15 protein-coding genes are annotated in these 17800 nt (G+C 70.9%); 11 read left to right on the top strand and 4 right to left on the bottom strand.

Annotation, left to right across the window (positions count from 1 at the left end; all coding sequences use genetic code 11):
* Positions 1-14 precede the first annotated feature (14 nt).
* Positions 15-1574 carry an ABC transporter permease gene (locus tag FLP10_RS05740; protein WP_149160002.1) on the bottom strand — a complete coding sequence of 520 codons (1560 nt, stop codon included), beginning with the start codon at positions 1572-1574 and terminating at the stop codon, positions 15-17.
* Between the two features lie 152 nt (positions 1575-1726).
* On the opposite strand from FLP10_RS05740, the gene FLP10_RS05735 reads away from it, so the two are divergent.
* Genes FLP10_RS05735 through FLP10_RS05725 form a run of 3 tightly spaced genes read left to right on the top strand, consistent with a single transcriptional unit; the run spans position 1727 to position 4234 of the window.
* Positions 1727-1918, top strand: coding sequence for a hypothetical protein (locus FLP10_RS05735; RefSeq protein WP_149160001.1), 192 nt, complete (start codon positions 1727-1729; stop codon positions 1916-1918).
* A 34-nt stretch (positions 1919-1952) separates the two neighbouring features.
* Positions 1953-2696 (top strand): response regulator transcription factor, encoded by a 744-nt coding sequence (locus tag FLP10_RS05730; RefSeq protein ID WP_149160000.1) that lies wholly within the window; start codon positions 1953-1955, stop codon positions 2694-2696.
* Positions 2693-4234: a sensor histidine kinase gene (locus FLP10_RS05725; protein ID WP_149159999.1), complete on the top strand. Its 1542-nt coding sequence runs from the start codon at positions 2693-2695 to the stop codon at positions 4232-4234. Before FLP10_RS05730 ends, FLP10_RS05725 begins: the two co-directional genes overlap by 4 nt.
* Positions 4235-4252: 18 nt before the next feature.
* Here the strand turns inward: FLP10_RS05725 and FLP10_RS05720 are convergent, their stop codons facing one another.
* The 3 genes from FLP10_RS05720 to FLP10_RS05710 all read right to left on the bottom strand — a co-directional run bounded on the left by FLP10_RS05720 (position 4253) and on the right by FLP10_RS05710 (position 6940).
* Positions 4253-4651: a RidA family protein gene (locus FLP10_RS05720; RefSeq protein WP_149159998.1), complete on the bottom strand. Its 399-nt coding sequence runs from the start codon at positions 4649-4651 to the stop codon at positions 4253-4255.
* Positions 4652-4743: 92 nt separating this feature from the next.
* Positions 4744-5184 carry a MarR family winged helix-turn-helix transcriptional regulator gene (locus tag FLP10_RS05715; RefSeq protein WP_168209112.1) on the bottom strand — a complete coding sequence of 147 codons (441 nt, stop codon included), beginning with the start codon at positions 5182-5184 and terminating at the stop codon, positions 4744-4746.
* 10 nt (positions 5185-5194) lie between these two features.
* Complete coding sequence (locus FLP10_RS05710) at positions 5195-6940, bottom strand: MFS transporter (RefSeq protein ID WP_149159996.1); 1746 nt, start codon at positions 6938-6940, stop codon at positions 5195-5197.
* Positions 6941-7097: 157 nt separating this feature from the next.
* Here FLP10_RS05710 and FLP10_RS05705 point away from each other — a divergent pair, with 157 nt between their 5' ends.
* The 8 genes from FLP10_RS05705 (at position 7098) to FLP10_RS05670 (ending at position 17758) form a co-directional block, all read left to right on the top strand.
* Complete coding sequence (locus FLP10_RS05705) at positions 7098-8327, top strand: PucR family transcriptional regulator (RefSeq protein WP_149159995.1); 1230 nt, start codon at positions 7098-7100, stop codon at positions 8325-8327.
* Between the two features lie 123 nt (positions 8328-8450).
* Entirely contained in the window at positions 8451-9545 is a 1095-nt protein-coding gene (locus FLP10_RS05700) for a DUF916 domain-containing protein (protein WP_149159994.1), read from the top strand.
* Positions 9546-9622: 77 nt separating this feature from the next.
* Positions 9623-12010 (top strand): M64 family metallopeptidase, encoded by a 2388-nt coding sequence (locus FLP10_RS05695; RefSeq protein ID WP_149159993.1) that lies wholly within the window; start codon positions 9623-9625, stop codon positions 12008-12010.
* Between the two features lie 167 nt (positions 12011-12177).
* A complete protein-coding gene (locus tag FLP10_RS05690) occupies positions 12178-14517 on the top strand; it encodes a Xaa-Pro dipeptidyl-peptidase (RefSeq protein ID WP_149159992.1) in 2340 nt (779 codons plus the stop codon).
* Positions 14518-14936: 419 nt separating this feature from the next.
* Positions 14937-15452 carry a 50S ribosomal protein L10 gene (gene rplJ / locus FLP10_RS05685; RefSeq protein ID WP_149159991.1) on the top strand — a complete coding sequence of 172 codons (516 nt, stop codon included), beginning with the start codon at positions 14937-14939 and terminating at the stop codon, positions 15450-15452.
* Positions 15453-15502: 50 nt separating this feature from the next.
* The gene (gene rplL, locus FLP10_RS05680; RefSeq protein WP_092672623.1) at positions 15503-15892 is read left to right on the top strand and encodes a 50S ribosomal protein L7/L12; all 390 of its coding nucleotides are present in this window, start codon (positions 15503-15505) and stop codon (positions 15890-15892) included.
* 166 nt (positions 15893-16058) lie between these two features.
* Entirely contained in the window at positions 16059-16523 is a 465-nt protein-coding gene (locus FLP10_RS05675) for a MarR family winged helix-turn-helix transcriptional regulator (RefSeq protein ID WP_149159990.1), read from the top strand.
* Entirely contained in the window at positions 16520-17758 is a 1239-nt protein-coding gene (locus tag FLP10_RS05670) for an MFS transporter (protein WP_149159989.1), read from the top strand. The genes FLP10_RS05675 and FLP10_RS05670 overlap by 4 nt, the downstream gene beginning before the upstream one ends.
* The last annotated feature ends 42 nt before the right edge of the window (positions 17759-17800 follow it).

The following is a 17800-nucleotide window of genomic DNA, read 5'->3' as shown; positions in this document are numbered from 1 at the left end:
GGTGTCGACGGCGCTCATGCGACGCTCCGCAGCGCCTCGGCCGGTCGCAGCCGGGATGCCCGCCATCCGCCGATGGACCCGGCGACGAGACCGCCGAGTACGGCGAGGCCGATGGCGATCAGGATGACGCTCACGGTCACCGGGGCGTTGAGCACGACCTCGGTGGTCGAGCTCGCCGCCTCGGCCATGCGACCGAACGGTCCGCCGCCTCCGCCCAACTGCCCGCCGCCGGGGCCGCCGGCGCCGCCGCCCGTCGCGCCGGCGCCGCCTGCGGCGAACGAGCCGCCGGTGGCGCTGCCGCCGAGGGTCGGGCCGATCAGGTTGATGACCCAGATGCCCGCGAGCCCGACGACCAGGCCCGCGGCACCGCCGATGAGGCCCTGCACGAGCGACTCGCCCGCGACCTGCCCGACGATGCGGCGGTTCGACCAGCCGATCGCCTTCAGGGTGCCGAACTCGCGAGTGCGTCGGGTGACGCCCTGGATGGTGAAGAGGATCGCGATGAGGAACGCGGCGGCCAGCACCGCGATGGAGAGCCAGAGGCCGAGGTTCGCGATCAGGCTGGAGGCGCTCGCGAGCGACCCCGAGACGTTCGACGCCAGATCCGACTGGGAGCTGACGGTGGCCTCGGGCAGCGCCGCCTCGATGTCGGCCTGCACGGCATCGATCCGGTCGGAGGACGTGGCCTGCACGTAGACGCTCGAGACCATGTCGTCCTGGCCCGAGAGCGACTGCGCGAGGTCGAGCGGGATGTACGCGTTCGATGCGGTGGCCGAGTCGGCCGAGGTCGACGTCACGGTGCCGACGATCTCGAAATCGGTACCGCCGATGTTCAGGGTGTCGCCGACGGCGAGTTCGGCGCTGGTCGCGTAGTCCGCGTCGAGTACGACCACGGCGTCGCCGGCATCGGATGCCTCGAGCCCGCGCCCGTCGGCGAGCTCGACGGCCGACAGCGGCCCGACCGCGTCACCCGACGGGTCGATGCCGAGCACCGTGAAGTTGTCGACGTCGAACGCGCTGCCGCCCGCGCCGTCGAAGCCGCCCTGCGGGGGCTGGCCCTGCGCCTGGTCGGTCGGCCCCTGCTGGGCGGTGTCGCCGCCCGCTGCGTTGCCGCCCTCGGTGCGCTGCTGGAAGTCGGGCAGCTCACCCGAGAACGAGATGTTGCTGAGCGAGAGGGTGGCCGCTGCCGCGGCCACGCCGTCGATGCCCTGCACGGTCTCGAGCGCCGAGGCGTCGAAGGTCGACGAGCCGAACCCGGCGGTGAGCCGTGACTGGCTGATCGCGGTCGAGCCGTCGGTGGTCTGGCCGTCGGCTGCGCCGAACTCGAAGCGCTGGGGCCCGCCCCCGCCCTGACCGTCCTCGCCCTCCCCGGGCGGGGTCGGGGTCCGGCTCACGGTGAGGTCGGTGCCGACGCCGTAGACCGACTGGAGTACGGCGGCCTGGGCGTCGCGCACGCCGACCGAGACGGCGTTCACGATCATGACGAGCGCGATGGCCAGCGCCATGCCGATCGCGATGATCGCGGTCTGTCTGCGGCGCCCGGCGAGTTCGCGCCGGAGGTAGGTGAAGAACATGTCGCCGACGCTAGGTCGACGGGCTATGCCGCCCCTTTCACGTTCCCATGGATCGGCCATGAGCTACTGCGCGACGTCGTTCGCCGCAAGCCCGCTGCGGGCGCAGACGCCAGCGCGTAGGTTCGATCACCTCACCGACGAAGGGAATCCCGATGTCCGACCCCGAGCTCACCCCGTCGCATCCCGACCGCGGAGCGGAAGAGATCGTGAATCCCGAGGATCTGCCGTCGCAGGTCGATGTGACCGAACACGACGGCGTCACCCGGGTCGACATCGCCGACGACGCGCAGACCCGACCCGGCGCAGCCGAGCCCCGCCTCGACGAAGGCACAGACGAGGCATAGCAGACGCATAGCGCTCCCACCGATACTGGGACGCATGTCGAACGAGCGCGCCCAGCACCTTCCCCAGCTCCACAAGCCCGACGGGTCGATGGTGCGCGTGCTCGTCGTCGACGACGAGGCGTCCCTCACCGACCTGCTGAAGATGGCCCTGCGCTACGAGGGCTGGGACGTGCGCACCGCCGCCGATGGCCTCTCGGCCGTGCGGGTCGCGCGCGAGTTCCGCCCCGACGCGATCGTGCTCGACATCATGCTCCCCGACATCGACGGACTCGAGGTGCTGCAGCGCGTGCGCGCCGACGGTGCCGAGACGCCCGTGCTGTTCCTCACCGCGAAGGACTCGCTCGACGACCGCATCGCGGGTCTCACCGCGGGGGGCGACGACTACGTCACCAAGCCGTTCAGCCTCGAAGAGGTCGTCGCGCGCGTGCGCGGACTCATCCGCCGCTCGACCCTCACCCTCGCGCAGGAGCGCGACCCCGTGCTGCGGGTCGGCGACCTCACCCTCGACGAGGACTCCTACGAGGTCGAGCGCGCCGGAACGCCGATCGAGCTCACCGCGACCGAGTTCGAACTGCTGCGGTTCCTCATGCGCAATCCGCGGCGGGTGCTGTCGAAGGCGCAGATCCTCGACCGGGTCTGGTCGTACGACTTCGGCGGCCGCGAGACGGTCGTCGAGCTCTACATCTCGTACCTGCGAAAGAAGATCGACGCGGGGCGGGCACCCATGATCCACACTGTGCGCGGCGCCGGCTACATGCTGAAGGCGGCGACCGGATGACCCGCCCCGGCGATCCAGGCCACGCGGCGTCGGCACGCGCGCGGGCGACGACGGGTGCGGTGGCGGCTGACGGCGGGCTCGAATCCTCCGACGCCGGGGCAGCGACCCGGCCGGGTCGCGCACCCTGGACGCTGCGCCGGCGACTGCTCACGCTCGTCGCCGGGCTGCTCGTCGCGATGGGCGCCGTGATCGGCGTCGCGACCGTGGTGCTGTTCCACGCGACCAGCGTCGAGCGGCTCGACGCCAGCCTGCGAGCGGCGGCCGCGCGTGCCGACGAGGCGACCGGTCCGGGCATCCCCGCCAACCCCAGAGAGACCGTCATCGGGTTCCTCAGCGTGCCGGGCCAGCCCGACGGAACCGTCGGCGCGATCTTCGCGGGCCCGGCGTCGGATTCGGCGTACATCGCCGATGGACAGCTGCTGCCCGCCGGGCCCGCGGCGACGGCCGCCCTCGCCGAGGTGCCGACCGATCGGTTCGTGCACACCGTGACGGTCGGCGAACTGGGGGAGTACCGTTCCCTCGCGATCGAGACCTCGCCCGACGTGCGCATCGCGCTGGCCCTGCCGCTCGCGGCGGTGACCGCGCAGACCACCCAGCTCGCCGTGACGGTCGCCGTCGTGGCGCTCGGTGGGCTGGTGTTCGCGCTCGGGGTCGGCTCGTACGTCGTGCGCCGTTCGCTCGCGCCGCTCGAGCAGGTGACCGCGACCGCGCAGGCGGTGTCGGAGCGGCCCCTCGACCGCGGCGACGTCGACCTCGACGAACGGGTGCCCGTCGATGACCCCCGCACCGAGGTCGGCCGGCTCGGCACGGCGTTCAACCGCATGCTCGGCCACGTGGCGTCGGCGCTGTCGGCCCGTGAGCAGTCCGAGCGCAAGGTGCGCCGCTTCGTGGCGGATGCCTCGCACGAACTGCGCACGCCGCTCGCCTCGATCCGCGGCTACGCCGAGCTCACGCGCCTGCACGGCGGCGACCTGTCCGACGACGTGACGCACGCGATCGGCCGCATCGAGTCGGAGTCGCTGCGCATGACCGAGCTCGTCGAGGACCTGCTGCTGCTCGCCCGCCTCGACGAGGGTCGTGAGCTCGAGCACCGGCCCGTCGACCTGCGTGCACTGGTCGCCGACTCGGTCGCCGACGCGCAGGCTGCCGGCCCCGACCACGACTGGTCGGCCGACCTGCCCGACGCCCCCGTCACCGTGGTGGGCGACGAGGCGCGGCTGCGCCAGGTGCTCGCCAACCTGCTCGCGAACGCGCGGGTGCACACGCCAGGCGGCACGGCGGTCGCGGCGCGACTCCAGGCCGACGACACCCGTGCTCGCCTGGTCGTGGTCGATGACGGACCCGGCATCGACCACGACCTGCAGGCGCGGCTGTTCGAGCGGTTCACCCGCGGGGATTCGTCGCGGTCGCGGCGCGCCGGCAGCACCGGGCTCGGACTCGCCATCGTGAAGGCGGTCGTCGAGGCACACGACGGCACGGTCGAGGTCGAGAGCGAACCCGGGCGCACCGCGTTCACCGTGACCCTGCCGGCCGGGTAGCCCCACCGGCGTGGGTGGCTACTGCGCCCGTGGGATCGCGGCGATCGCCTCGATCTCGACGAGGGCATCCGGCCGGGCGAGTGCAGAGACCTGCGTGCCCGTGATCGCGGTGGGGTGCATGCCCCAGATCGGGATGACGGCCGAGTAGCCGTCTTGGAACGACTCGCCCGAAAGGAGCGTGATCGTCAGGTGCACCACGTTCGTCTGGTCGGCACCCGCGGCCTCGAGCACGGCGAGCACGTTGCGGATCGCCTGCGCTGACTGGGCGGCCAGGCCACCGGGGACGATCTGCCCCGAGGCATCCGTGCCGTTCTGGCCGCCGACGTAGAGCGTGTCGTGGTCGCCGCGCACGAGGACGCCCTGGCTGAAGGCCGGATTGGTGTGCAGGGCGGGAGGATTCAGATGCTCGATGTTCATGTGTACCGGTCTACCGGCGACCCCCGACATCCTCCGCAGATCACGGAAGGCGGGGCCGTCGGCCCCGCCTTCCGTCAGATGCGAGATCGTGGTCAGGCGTCGGCGATCGCCCGCAGCACGTCGGCGAGCAGAAGCAGCTCCTCGACCGATCGGCCCTCGAGCGAGCCGCGCAGGCGAGCCTGATTGGCCCGGCGCACCTCGGCGATGCGCTGCTCGGCGAGCGGCGTGCCGACGAGCACTCTGGCTCGCCCGTCGCGCTCGTCGGCACGGCTCTCGACCAACCCCATCTCCTCGAGCTGGCGCACCTGACGGCTCACCGCGCTCTTGTCCATGTCGAGCTGCTCGGCGAGCACGTGCGCGTTGGTGGATCCGGCGCGCACGATGCTCGCGAGCAGCTTGTAGCCGGCGGGCTGCAGCTCGGGGTGCACCTGCTTCGCCGACTCGAACCAGAGCAGCCTGGCCCGGTTGAACACGATGCCGAACTGCTCCTCGACCGCCGCGATGGCGTGGTCGAGGGCAGCTTCGGCGGTCATGAGGGACATGTTATCGCCGGGCCTCCGGAGCGTCCCGTCCCTCGACGGCGGCGACCGACCCGGTGGCCACGCCGACCGGCTCGCGCGAGTCATCCGCCTCGTCGAACTGCTCGGCGACGGTGGCGACCGGCGCGCCGATCTCGGCCTCGGCCAGCTCGACGACGGCGTTCTCGGCGTCCTCGGCCAGCTCTTCGGCCAGTTCCTGCGCCGCCGACTTGGTCGACAGCTTCTTGTTCGGCAGGAACGCGATGGCGATGAGCGACAGCACCGCGAGCGGCACCGCGATCCAGAACACCTCGGAGATGCCCTGCCCGTAGGCGCCCTCGATGATGACGCGGATCGTGTCGGGCAGCTCGTGCACGTTCGGCAGCGCACCGCTCTGCAGGCCCTTCAGCGCCTCGAGCTCCTCGGGCGACGACGGCACGAAGCCCTCGAACCCGTCTGCGATGTGCGTGGAGACCTGGGTGGCCAGCAGCGACCCCATGACGGTCACGCCGACCGTGCCGGCGATCGAGCGGAAGAAGTTCACGTTCGACGAGGCCGCGCCGAGCTGCGACACCGGGGTGTCGTTCTGCACGACGAGCGTGAGGTTCTGCATGACCATGCCGAGGCCGGCGCCGAGCACGACCATCGCGACGCTCACGACGAGGTAGTCGGTGTCGTAGCGCAGGGTGGTCATGAGGAACGTGCCCGCGATCACGAGCAGTGCGCCTGCGACCATGAAGCCCTTCCACTTGCCGAACCGGCTGATCAGCGCGCCGACGATGATCGAGGCGCCCATCTGGCCGACGATCATCGGGATCGTCATGAGACCCGACTCGGTCGGTGTGGCACCACGCGCCAGCTGGAAGTACTGGGCGAGGAACACGCTGGTCGCGAACATCGCCACGCCGATGGCGATCGAGGCGATCACCGCGAGCGTGAAGGTGCGGTTCTTGAACAGCTTCATCGGCACGATCGGCTCGGCGACGAAGAACTCGACGATGACGAACGCGATGAGCGCGGCTGCGGCGACGCCGATCATGACGAGGCTGGTCTTCGAGTCCCAGGCGAACTCCTTGTCGCCGAGGGTGACCCAGACCAGCGCGAGCGAGACGCCGACCGCCATGAGGGCCGCGCCGAGGAAGTCGATCTTCACGGGGCGCTTCGGCATCTTCGGCAGGTGCAGCGTGAACTGCAGCAGCACCAGCGCGACGATCGCGAGCGGCAGCGGCAGGAAGAAGTTCGCGCGCCAGCCCCACGCATCGGTGATGACGCCGCCGAGGAGCGGGCCGCCGATGGTGGCGACGGCCATGATGCCGCCGACGAAGCCCATGTACTTGCCGCGCTCGCGCGGCGAGATGATGAGCGCGACGATGATCATGACGAGCGACATGAGGCCGCCGGCGCCGAGGCCCTGCACGACGCGCACCGCGATGAGGGTCGTCGTGTCCTGTGCGAAGCCGGCGATCGCGGTGCCGACGACGAACAGGCCGATGGAAAGCTGCAGCAGCACCTTGCGGTTGACGAGGTCGGCGAGCTTGCCCCAGATCGGGGTCGAGACGGCGGTGGCGAGCAGGCTCGCCGTGATCACCCACGTGTAGGCGGACTGGTCACCGCCGAGGTCGGCGATGATGCGCGGCATCGAGGTCGAGACGACGGTGCCCGAGAGCACGGCGACGAACATCGTGACGATGAGGCCCGAGAGCGCGACGAACACCTCGCGCGGGGTGCGCTCGGCCTGGGCCGGCGAGTGCGTGTCGGAGACAGCGGACAAAGAGGATCCTCCGATGATGGATAAGTTGATACCGATCAACTATAGGCAGATGGTTGAAATCTGTCAACTTTGGATTTCGGTCAACTATTCTGACGGCGTGTCATACGCCGCCCCGGCGACGTAGACTGCTCCGACGTCGACACCCGAGGCAGCCCCGATGAGCGTGAATCAGCTGGTCAACCACATCGCGAGAGTGGTGGGCCGACCGGCCGTGCTCGAGGACCAGCGCCAACGCGTCGTCGCGTACAGCCCGCAGTCCGGGGTCATCGACGAGGTACGGCGCAAGACGATCCTGCAGCACCACGCCGGGCCGGCCGTGAGCTCGTGGCTGCTGCGGCTCGGCGTCTACAACGCCAAGGTCTCCACGAGGGTCCCGCAGAACGCCGAGCTCGGCATGCTGCCCCGCCTGCTCGTGCCGATCCGGCGCGCCGACGAATCGATGGGCTTCCTGTGGTTCATCGACGCACCCGACCGCATGGGCGTCGACGAGATCGAGCGCGCCGACCACCTCGCCGAACGCCTGGCCGAGGAGTGGACGAGGGCCCGCGCCCAGCACGATCTCGAGATCGCGCTGATGAACGAGCACACCCGCGACCTGCTGTTCGGCAACGCCAAGGCCCGGGCGCGGTCCGCCGGGGCGATCATCGAGGAGGGATTCTTTCCCGATGACGCGGGCGTGCGGGCCATCCAGCTCAGCGTGCGCGCCGGCAGCGGCGTCGACGCCGACGACGCTCGCGAACTCCTCGAGCGCTCCGCGCGCACGGCGACCCAGCGGTCGGTCCTGCGCGGGGCGCTGCACCTCGTGCGCGGCGATCGTGCGGTCTTCCTCGTGCCGCAGGCCCGTGCGGGCGACGGCACGGCCGTGGATTCCGACCACGCGGCCGGTGCACTGCTCGACGCCGCGACGGCCGTCTTCGCGCCGGTCGGTGCGGCCGCGGCTCCGCTCGTCTCGATCGGCGGCGCGCGAGACCTGCTCGGCGCCGCGCGCGCGAGCGCGGCCGAGGCGGAGCGGGCCGAGCGCATCTCGCTCGCCTTCGGGTTGGCGGGGCCGATCGCGCACTGGGATCGGCTCGGCATCCACCGCGGGCTCGACAGCGCGGCCGCTGCGGGCCTGGTCGCGGCGGACTTCCAGCTCGGCCTCGACCGGCTGCTGGGCGAGCGCGACGGCCGGATGCTCCTCGAGACCGCCGAGGCGTACCTCGCGCTCGGCGGGCGCGCACAAGAGACGGCGGCGCGACTCAACGTGCATCGCACCTCGCTGTACCACCGGCTCGGCCGGCTCGAGCGCATCCTCGGCATCGACCTGCAGAACGGCGTCGAGCGGCTGGGCCTGCACCTCGCGATCATGCTCATGAAGGTCGAGGCCGACCCGGCCGAACGGGTCTGAGCCGTCGCATTCGACAAACGTCGAACGGCGGGCGCCAGGTGTTCGACAGCTGGCTCATGCCCTGCGCACAGCGGATTCCTAGGCTGGAGCCGAGGCAGTGGCCGCGCGTCGGAGGGAGTTCGGATGTCGACGACGAACATGACCCGCAGGGCGGCTGCGGCCGCGGCGATCACGACCCTGCTCATGCTGGGCGGCGGCGTCGCCGCGCACGCCGAGGAGGTCGACGAGGCGATCTGGGGCGTGCAGCCGTCGAGCGAGCAGGGGCCCGACGGCCGCGGCGCGTTCGAGTACACGCTCGGCCCGGGCGAGACCGTCACCGACTACGTCGGCGTCTCGAACCTCGGTGCGGCGCCCATCTCGGTCAAGGTCTACGCGATGGATGCCACGACCACCGCCGACGGCGCCTTCACGCTGCCGCCCGCCGGCACCGAGTCGGAGGACGTCGGTGCCTGGGTCGGTGTCGGCGGCGACGAGGTGTTCGAGATCGCACCCGGCACCCGACTCGACATCCCGTTCCGGCTCACCGTGCCGCCCGACGTCTCACCGGGCGATCACGCCGGCGGCATCGTCGCCGCGCTCAGCGAGCTCTCCGCCACGGGCGACGGTGCGCAGCAGGTCGCGGTCGACCGCCGCGTCGGCGCGCGCATCTACGTCACCGTGCCGGGCGAGCAGCTGCCCGCCCTCGATGTGCGCGACGTGACCATCGCCTACGACGGCGGCTGGAACCTCTTCGATGGCACCGCGAACGTCACGTACACGCTCGCGAACTCGGGCAACATGCGGGTCGGCGGCGAATCGCAGCTGGTGGTCGACGGGCCGTTCGGCTGGCGGCTCGGCGAGGCAGAGGCTCGCGAGCAGGCCGAGATCCTCCCGGGCGCGAGCGTCCGGGTCGAGGAGCAGCTCACCGGCATCATTCCGGCGCTGCTCGTCTTCGCGTCCGTCGAGCTGACACCCGGGCTCGACGGCGGTGCCGCCGTCGGCGGCGAGCACCTGGCGAGCGGAACGGGCTGGGCGATCCCCTACCCCGTGGCGCTCGTCGCCCTTCTGCTGCTGGGCATCGCCGGATTCGCCGTCGCGAAGCGGATCCGTCGGGCGAAGGCGGCTCGGCCGAAGGCTCGGGAACCCGAGCCCGAGGCATCCGACTCGGTTCCCGAACCGGTCGACGACGCAGCAGGCGACGACGATGCCGCCCGCCGCGACCTCGTCGACGCACGCTGAACGATCCGAACGAACGCCGATGCGGTCGGCGCGATCCGTCGCGCCCGCGGCACGGCTTCGACCCCCAGGGAGAGACCATGACCGATCCATCCAAGACGGCCCGACGGCGCACCGCCGTCGCCGCCCTCGCCGTGCCGCTGCTCGTGGGCGGGCTCGTCGCCGTCGGTGCGCAGCCGGCCGCGGCCGACGACGCCGTGGGCAGCGCCACGCTCGTGCCGATCCAGATCACCGGCGACCCGGCCGAGCGGTTCTCGCTCGTCATCCTCGGCGACGGGTACACCGCGGCCGAGCTGCCGAAGTTCCGCGAGCAGGTCGACGAGCACCTCGAGACCATGTGGAGCATCGAGCCCTACAAGAGCTACCGCAACTCGTTCAACGTCTACGCGGTCGAGATCGTCTCGGGCGAGTCGGGCGTGAGCTGCGACGACTCGCTGGACTCGCCGCGTCGCGACACGCCGCTGAAGATGGCGTTCTGGGGCGGATGCAGCGCTTCGAGCGTGCAGCGCCTGCTCACGGTGAACAACACGATCGCCCGCCAGTACGCGAACCTCGCGCCGAAAGTCGACCAGATCCTCGCGCTCGCGAACAGCGACACCTACGGCGGCGCGGGCGGTGCGTACGCGACCGCGAGCGGCGGCAACGCGTTGTCGGCGCTCATCTCGCCGCACGAGATCGGTCACTCGCTCGGCGGCCTGCAGGACGAGTACGACTACTACACGCGCGGCGTGACGACCGGCAACTACACCGGCGGCGAGCCGTCGAGCGCCCACCACACGAAGCTCACCGTCGACCAGATGGCGGCGCAGCAGGTGAAGTGGTGGCGCTGGCTCGGCGAGCCCAGCGAGTCGGGCGGCGTGATCGGCGCCTACGAGGGCGGCATGTACTACTCGACGGGCGTGTGGCGCCCCAGCCGGCACTCGATGATGAAGACCCTCGGGTACCAGTTCGACCAGGTCGGCCGCGAGATCATGACGGAGCGCATCTCGTCGAAGGTGCCGCTCGTGCCGGCGTCGACGCCCGAGGGCACCGTCGCGCGCGACGCCGTGCTCTGGGTCGAGACCTCGCACCCGGTGTACCACGAGATCGACGTGACCTGGTCGGTGAACGGCGAGGCGGTCGACCTCGGCGGCAACCAGCGCAACCTCGACCTCGCGACGCTCGACGTGGCCGCAGGCGCGACCGTGACCGCGACGATCGTCGACAACACCGAGTTCGTGCGCGACCCCGCGCTGCGCGCCCGCGCGTCGATGACGCAGACCCGCACGTGGACCGTCGGTGACACGACGCTGCCTGAGGCGACCCCGTCGACGCCCGAGATCACCGAGGCGACGACGACCGACCACGCGGCCGGCTCGAGCGACGTCCTCTACGTCGAGACCAACCACCCCGACGGACGCATCATGGATGTCGCGTGGCAGGTCGACGGCGTCACGGTGCCGAACCCCTACGCCAAGCGGAACCTGCCGCTCGCGACCCTCGGCCTCGGCGCCGGCGAACACACCGTCACCGCGACCGTGACCGACCCCGAGTTCCCCGACGCCGGCTCAGTCGTGCAGACGTGGACGGTCGATGCGGCGGGTCCGTCCGTGGAGGCCACGATCACCGCGCCCATCGCGTCGAGCACTGCAGCGAACGGCGAGCCGCACTACGTGGTGAACGAGCAGTTCGACATGAAGCTCGTGGCGACCGACGACCGTGACGGCGCGCTCGTGACGGAGTTCCGCCTCGACGGCGACGGCTGGCACAACTACTACGGCTGGCCGACCGACAAGGATGCGCCGTTCCGCTTCACGCCGACGGGCACCAACATCGACGACCTGATCTACGGCAACCTCGGTACGGGCGGCATGTCGCTCTCGCCCTTCCAGGAGCGCGAGCCGGGGTACGGCACGCACCGTGTCGAGTACCGCGCGACCGACGCCGCCGGCAACATCGGCGAGGTCAAGGCGTTCACCGTCACCGTGCTCGGCGGCGACGACGCCGACCCGCGCCAGGTCATCCAGGCGGATGTCACGGGCGGAGCCCTGTCGATGGCCGTCTCGAGCACCGACCCGGTCGTGCTCGAGCCCGTCGTGCTCACGGGCGCCGACCAGTCGACCTCGGGCTCGCTGCACGCCGTGCGCGTGTCGGACTCGCGCGGCACCGCCGCCGGATGGAACCTCACCGGCCAGGTGTCGGACTTCACGAGCGGCACCGGCGTGATCCTCGCCGAGAACCTCGGCTGGACGCCGGCGGCCTCGGTTGAGACGGGCGGGCTGCCGACCGTCGACGAGGAGGCTCCCGTGGTGACCCCGGGCGCCGGCGTCGCGCCGGGCGCCGGCCTTCGCGCACCGCTCACGCTGTGCGCGGCCGGCACCGGCCACAGCGCGGGCGCGTTCGCCTGCTCGGGCGGCCTCGAGCTCGGCGTGCCGGGCTCGACGCGGTCGGGCACCTACACGGGCGTGCTCACCCTCACGCTCATCTGATCGACCCGGGGGCGGGCGGACGCAGGGGCCGCCCGCCCTCGGGGCGCACCATCGCAGCACCAGCACCACGCACTACCAGCACCAGCACCACGCACTACCAGCACCACGCACTACCAGCCCCAGCGCACCACCGACTCACCTCGCACCACCCGATGAAGGAGAGAGACATGCCACACCCGAACGGCGTCCCACGGCGTCGACTGCGACGGACGGCGATGCTCATCGCCGGTCCCGTGCTCATCGGCGGGATCGCCCTCGCCGGCCCCATGGCGGCGACCGCGGCCCCCGCCCCCGAGCCCGCGGCGCCGACGTTCCAGGATGGCCTCTCGCAGGCGGTCTTCACGAAGACCACGAGCGAGTGGATCCGCCAGGAGCTCTGGGTCGAGAGCGAGGTCGATTCCGACCGCGACGGTCGCAACGACCTCGTGCACATCGACGTCACCCGGGTGCCCGAGACGAACAGCGACAACCTGAAGGTGCCGGTCATCATGGAGATGAGCCCGTACTACGCGGGCGGCAGCAACGTCGGCAACTGGGCGGTCGACCACGAGCTCGGCGACCCGCCGACCTCGAAGCCGGGCTTCGCCGCACCGGCCGCACCGCGCACCAGCCCCAAGATCTCGAGCAGCTTCGAGTCGACCTGGGTGCCGCGCGGCTTCGCCGTGGTGCACGCCGAATCGCTCGGCAGCGGCTTCTCGGAGGGGTGCCCGACCTCGGGCGGGCTCAACGAGTCGCTCGGCGGCAAGGCGGTCGTCGACTGGCTGAACGGCCGTGCGAAGGGCTACACGTCGACCGCCCGCTCCACCGAGGTGACGGCGAACTGGGCGACCGGCAGCGTCGGCATGATCGGCACGTCGTACAACGGCACGCTGCCCATCGGCGTGGCGAGCACCGGCGTGAAGGGCCTCGACGCGATCGTGCCGATCTCGGCGATCTCCGACTGGTACAACTACTACCGCGCGAACGGCGCGGTGCGCGCCCCGGGCGGCTACCAGGGCGAAGACCTCGACGTGCTCGCCGACTACGTGCACACGCGCGCCGACCAGGCCGTCTGCCAGCCCGTGATCGACGAGCTGCGCGCCAACCAGGATCGCGCCACGGGTGACCGCAGCGAGTTCTGGGCCGAGCGGAACTACCTCGCGAACGCCGACAAGATCACCGCTGCGACCCTCGTCGCCCACGGCCAGAACGACTGGAACGTGATGACGAAGAACGCGTCCGACCTCTACGAGGCGGTGAAGAAGAACGGCACCCCCCACCAGATCTACCTGCACCAGGGCGGTCACGGGGGTGCGCCGAACGACACGCTGCTGAACCGCTGGTTCACGCGCTACCTCTTCAAGGTGCAGAACGGCGTCGAGTCGCTGCCCAAGGCGTACGTCGTGCGCGAGAACAACCAGCTCACCGAGTACCCCGAGTGGCCGCAGCCGGGCACCGCGCCCGTCACGCTGAACCTCGCGGCGGCCGGTGCGGCAGGCGGCATCGGCGGGCTCGACTTCGGCACGGATGCCTCGGGTCGCACCGAGTCGTTCGTCGACGACGCGCAGCAGCGCGCGACCACGCTCGCGCAGGCGGCGCAGTCCGAGAACCGCCTCGCCTACCGCTCGCGTGAGCTCACCGGGGCGGTGCGCCTGTCGGGCACGCCGAAGGTCTCGCTCGACCTCGCGGTCGACCGCGACAAGGCGAACCTCACGGCGCTGCTCGTGAGCTACCCGGCCAGCGGTGCGCCGAAGATCGTCACGCGCGGCTGGATGGACGTGCAGAACCGCAACTCCGACGCGGTGACCGACCCGATCGAGCCCGGCACGTCGTACCGGTTCGACTTCGAGTTCGAGCCGAAGGACTACGTGTTCCCGGCCGGATCGCAGATCGGCCTGGTCGTCATGAGCTCCGACTACGAGTACACGATCCGCCCCGCGGCGGGCACCCGGCTCACCCTCGCCCCCGCCGGCTCGAACCTGCAGCTGCCGATCGTCGGCGGCGCCGGCGAGCTGCTCGCCAACCTCGCCGCCGGCGGTCCGGGCGCGGGCTACCAGGTGATCAGCGCCGAGGTTACGGGCGGTGCGCTGTCGATGGCCGTCTCGAGCGCCGACCCGATCGCCCTCGACGCGGTCGCGCTCACCGGTGTCGACCAGTCGACGTCGGGCGCGCTGCACCCCGTGCGCGTGGTCGACTCGCGCGGCACCGCCGCCGGGTGGGACCTCACGGGCCAGGTGTCGGACTTCACCAGCGGGTCGGGCGTCATCCTCGCCGAGAACCTCGGGTGGTCGCCCGCGGCCTCGGTCGAGACGGGCGGGCTGCCGACCGTCGAGGACGAGGCGCCGATCGTGGCGCCGGGCTCGGTCGTCGAGCCGGGTGCGGGCCTGCGTGCGCCGCTCACCCTCTGCACCGCCGGATCCGGCCACAGCGCGGGCGCGTTCGCGTGCTCGGGCGGGCTCGAGCTCGGTGTGCCCGGCTCGACGCGGTCGGGCACCTACACGGGTGTGTTTACGCTCACCCTGATCTGATCGATCACCTCCGCCGATCGGCGGCGACGGGCCGGGAGCGAACCTCCCGGCCCGTCGCCGTTCCATGCTGGGCTGGGCACGCCGGGCGCGCAGCGCATCATCGGGGTCGCGTGTTGTCGCATGGTGCGGCGCAGAGCGACAACGAGCGTCCCCGGTGGATGTCTCGTCGCGATGTCGTGCCGATTTGGCCGGCCACGCGGCATCCGATAAGCTGCTCTGAGCCGAAGACCGCTGGTTGTCGTGTTTCGCGTGCGAAATCGACCGAAGTCCTGCGAAAGCAGGTGCCCGCGCAGGTGTGACGAAGACTTCCGGGTTTCCCGACCGAGCTCCGCGCAACTGCGCCGGGGCTCTTTTCTTTGCCAGCGCTCCGAGGCCGTGCACCGCCACCGCGATGCACGTTGAGTACACAAGGAGTGGCCATGGCGAACAAGGAAGCCGCGGTTGCCGAACTCACGAACCTGTTCGAGAGCTCGACTGCCGTTCTGCTGACCGAATACCGCGGCCTCACGGTTGCCCAGCTCAAGCAGCTGCGCAACAGCATTCGTGAGGACGCGAGCTACGCCGTGGTGAAGAACACGCTGACCAAGATCGCGGCGAACAACGCCGGCATCTCGTCGTTCGACGACGAGCTCGCCGGTCCGTCTGCGATCGCGTTCGTGCACGGCGACCCGGTCGCTGTCGCGAAGGCACTGCGCGACTTCGCCAAGGCGAACCCCCTCCTCGTGGTCAAGGGCGGCTATTTCGATGGCAAGCCCCTGACCGCCGAAGAGGTAGGCAAGCTCGCCGACCTCGAGTCCCGTGAAGTGCTGCTGGCCAAGCTCGCCGGCGCCTTCAAGGCCTCGCTGTTCGGAGCCGCATATCTGTTCAACGCACCGCTCTCGAAGGCCGTTCGCACGGTCGACGCGCTGCGTGAGAAGCAGGAGTCCGCTGCGTAGGCGCGAGCCTCTCAAGCGGTGAGTAACCAAGGAATCTAAGGAGAAACATCATGGCGAAGCTGTCCACTGAGGAGCTGCTCGAGCAGTTCAAGGGCCTGACCCTCATCGAGCTCTCGGAGTTCGTGAAGGCGTTCGAGGAGACCTTCGAGGTCACCGCGGCCGCCCCCGTCGCCGTTGCCGCCCCGGCCGCCGGTGGCGCCGGTGCCGCCGCCGAAGAGGTCGAGGAGAAGGACTCCTTCGACGTCGTCCTCGAGGCTGCCGGCGACAAGAAGATCCAGGTCATCAAGGTCGTCCGCGAGCTCACCTCGCTCGGCCTCGGCGAGGCCAAGGCCGTCGTCGACGGTGCTCCCAAGGCCGTGCTCGAGGGCGCGAACAAGGAGACCGCCGACAAGGCGAAGGCCGCCCTCGAGGAGGCCGGCGCGACCGTCACCCTCAAGTAATGCGTGCCCTCGTCAGAGGGCGGCTCACTTGAGGTGACCTGCGTCACCTGAACACACGGATGCCCCGTGCCGACATGTCGGCACGGGGCATCCGTCGTCTCCGCCCCGCCCCCGCAGTCCACCGGGCGTCGGCGACATATAGATAGTTTGGCTATATACTCGTGGGATGCCCGCTCCCGATGAACTCACCGTCCTCATCGGCGACCTCGTGGCGCTGAGCCATCGGCTCACCCGCCTGGCCGCCGCGGCCACCGGCAGCACCGAGTCGCCCGCCGTGTGGCGCACGCTCAGCGTGCTGCGCGATCACGGACCGCTGCGCTTGGGCGAGCTCGCGAAGGCGAGCCGCGTCAGCCAGCCGACCATGACCAAGCTCGTTCACACGCTTCACGAGCGCGACTGGATCCGCCGCATCGCCGACCGCGACGACGCACGCGCCTGGCTCATCTCGATCGACCCGCGCGGGCGCGCCGCGCTCGACGCCTGGCGCGAAGAGCTGGCCGGCCGGCTCGCGCCGATGTTCGCCGACCTCGACGCCGACGAGCTCGCCGCGCTGACGCACTCGACCGACATCATCCGCGAGCGCATCGAACGCGCCGACGCGGCCGCAGCAGCGAAGGGAGCCGTCGCGTGAGCGCACACGGCGCATCCGGTTCGATCCTGAAGCAGCCGAAGGCGGTCTGGGCGGTCGCATTCGCGAGCGTTATCTCGTTCATGGGCATCGGGCTCGTCGACCCGATCCTGCCGGCGATCGCCGAGAGTCTCCAGGCCACCCCGACCGAGACCGAGATGCTGTTCACGGCCTACCTCGCGGTCACGGGTGTCGCGATGCTCTTCACGAGCTGGGTGTCGAGCCGCATCGGCGTGAAGAAGACCCTGCTCGTGGGCCTCGTGCTGATCGTGGTCTTCGCGGCCGCGGCCGGCCTGTCGAACAACGTCGAGGCGATCATCGGCTTCCGCGCGGGCTGGGGCCTCGGCAACGCGTTCTTCATCTCCACCGCCCTCGCGACGATCGTCGACTCGGCGAAGGGCGGCCGCGCCGCCGCGATCATCCTGTACGAGGCGGCGCTCGGGCTCGGCATCGCCGCCGGACCGCTGATCGGCGCGGCGCTCGGCAACATCAGCTGGCGCGGCCCGTTCTTCGGCACCGCGAGCCTCATGGCCGTCGCGTTCATCGCGATCGTCGCATTCCTGCCGAAGACGGATGACTCGAAGCTCGAGCCGACCAGGCTGAGCGCGCCGTTCAAAGCGCTCGCCCAGCCCACGCTGCTCGCCCTCGCGCTCGCCGCGCTGTTCTACAACATCGGCTTCTTCGTGCTGCTCGCATACTCGCCGTTCGTGCTGGGCTTCGACGTGTGGGGTCTCGGCCTCACGTTCTTCGGGTGGGGCCTGGCACTGGCGATCACGTCGGTGTTCCTCGCGCCCGTGCTCACCGCGCGGATGCGCCGCTCGCGCGTGCTCTGGATCGCGCTGCCACTGCTCGCGGTCGTCCTCGTGCTGTGCGGGGTGTTCTGGAACGACCCCACGATGCTGGTCGTGCTCATCGTGGCGGGCGGGCTGGTGCTCGGCGTGCTGAACACCGTGCTCACCGAGTGCGTCATGGGGGCGACCGATCTGCCGCGAGTGGTCGCGTCGGGCGCCTACTCGGCGGTGCGCTTCATCGGCGGCGCGATCGCTCCGCCGGCTGCGACCGAGATCGCGAGGGAGTTCGGTGCGGATGCCCCGTACTTCGCCGCTGCCGTCTCGGTCGCGATCGCCGCGGTCATCGTGATCGCGTGCGCCAAGCCGCTCGCCCGTGCCGACGTCGACGAGGAGGAGCTCGACGACGTCGACGAAGCCGAGGCGGTGCTGCTCGGCGACGCCGCCTGAGGCCGCCGCTCCAGTCCTCCGCCCGGTGCCCGAACCCTACGG

The organism is Agromyces intestinalis (genome assembly GCF_008365295.1).
Lineage (GTDB): Bacteria > Actinomycetota > Actinomycetes > Actinomycetales > Microbacteriaceae > Agromyces > Agromyces intestinalis.
This window is presented reverse-complemented; position numbering and strand designations above follow the sequence as displayed.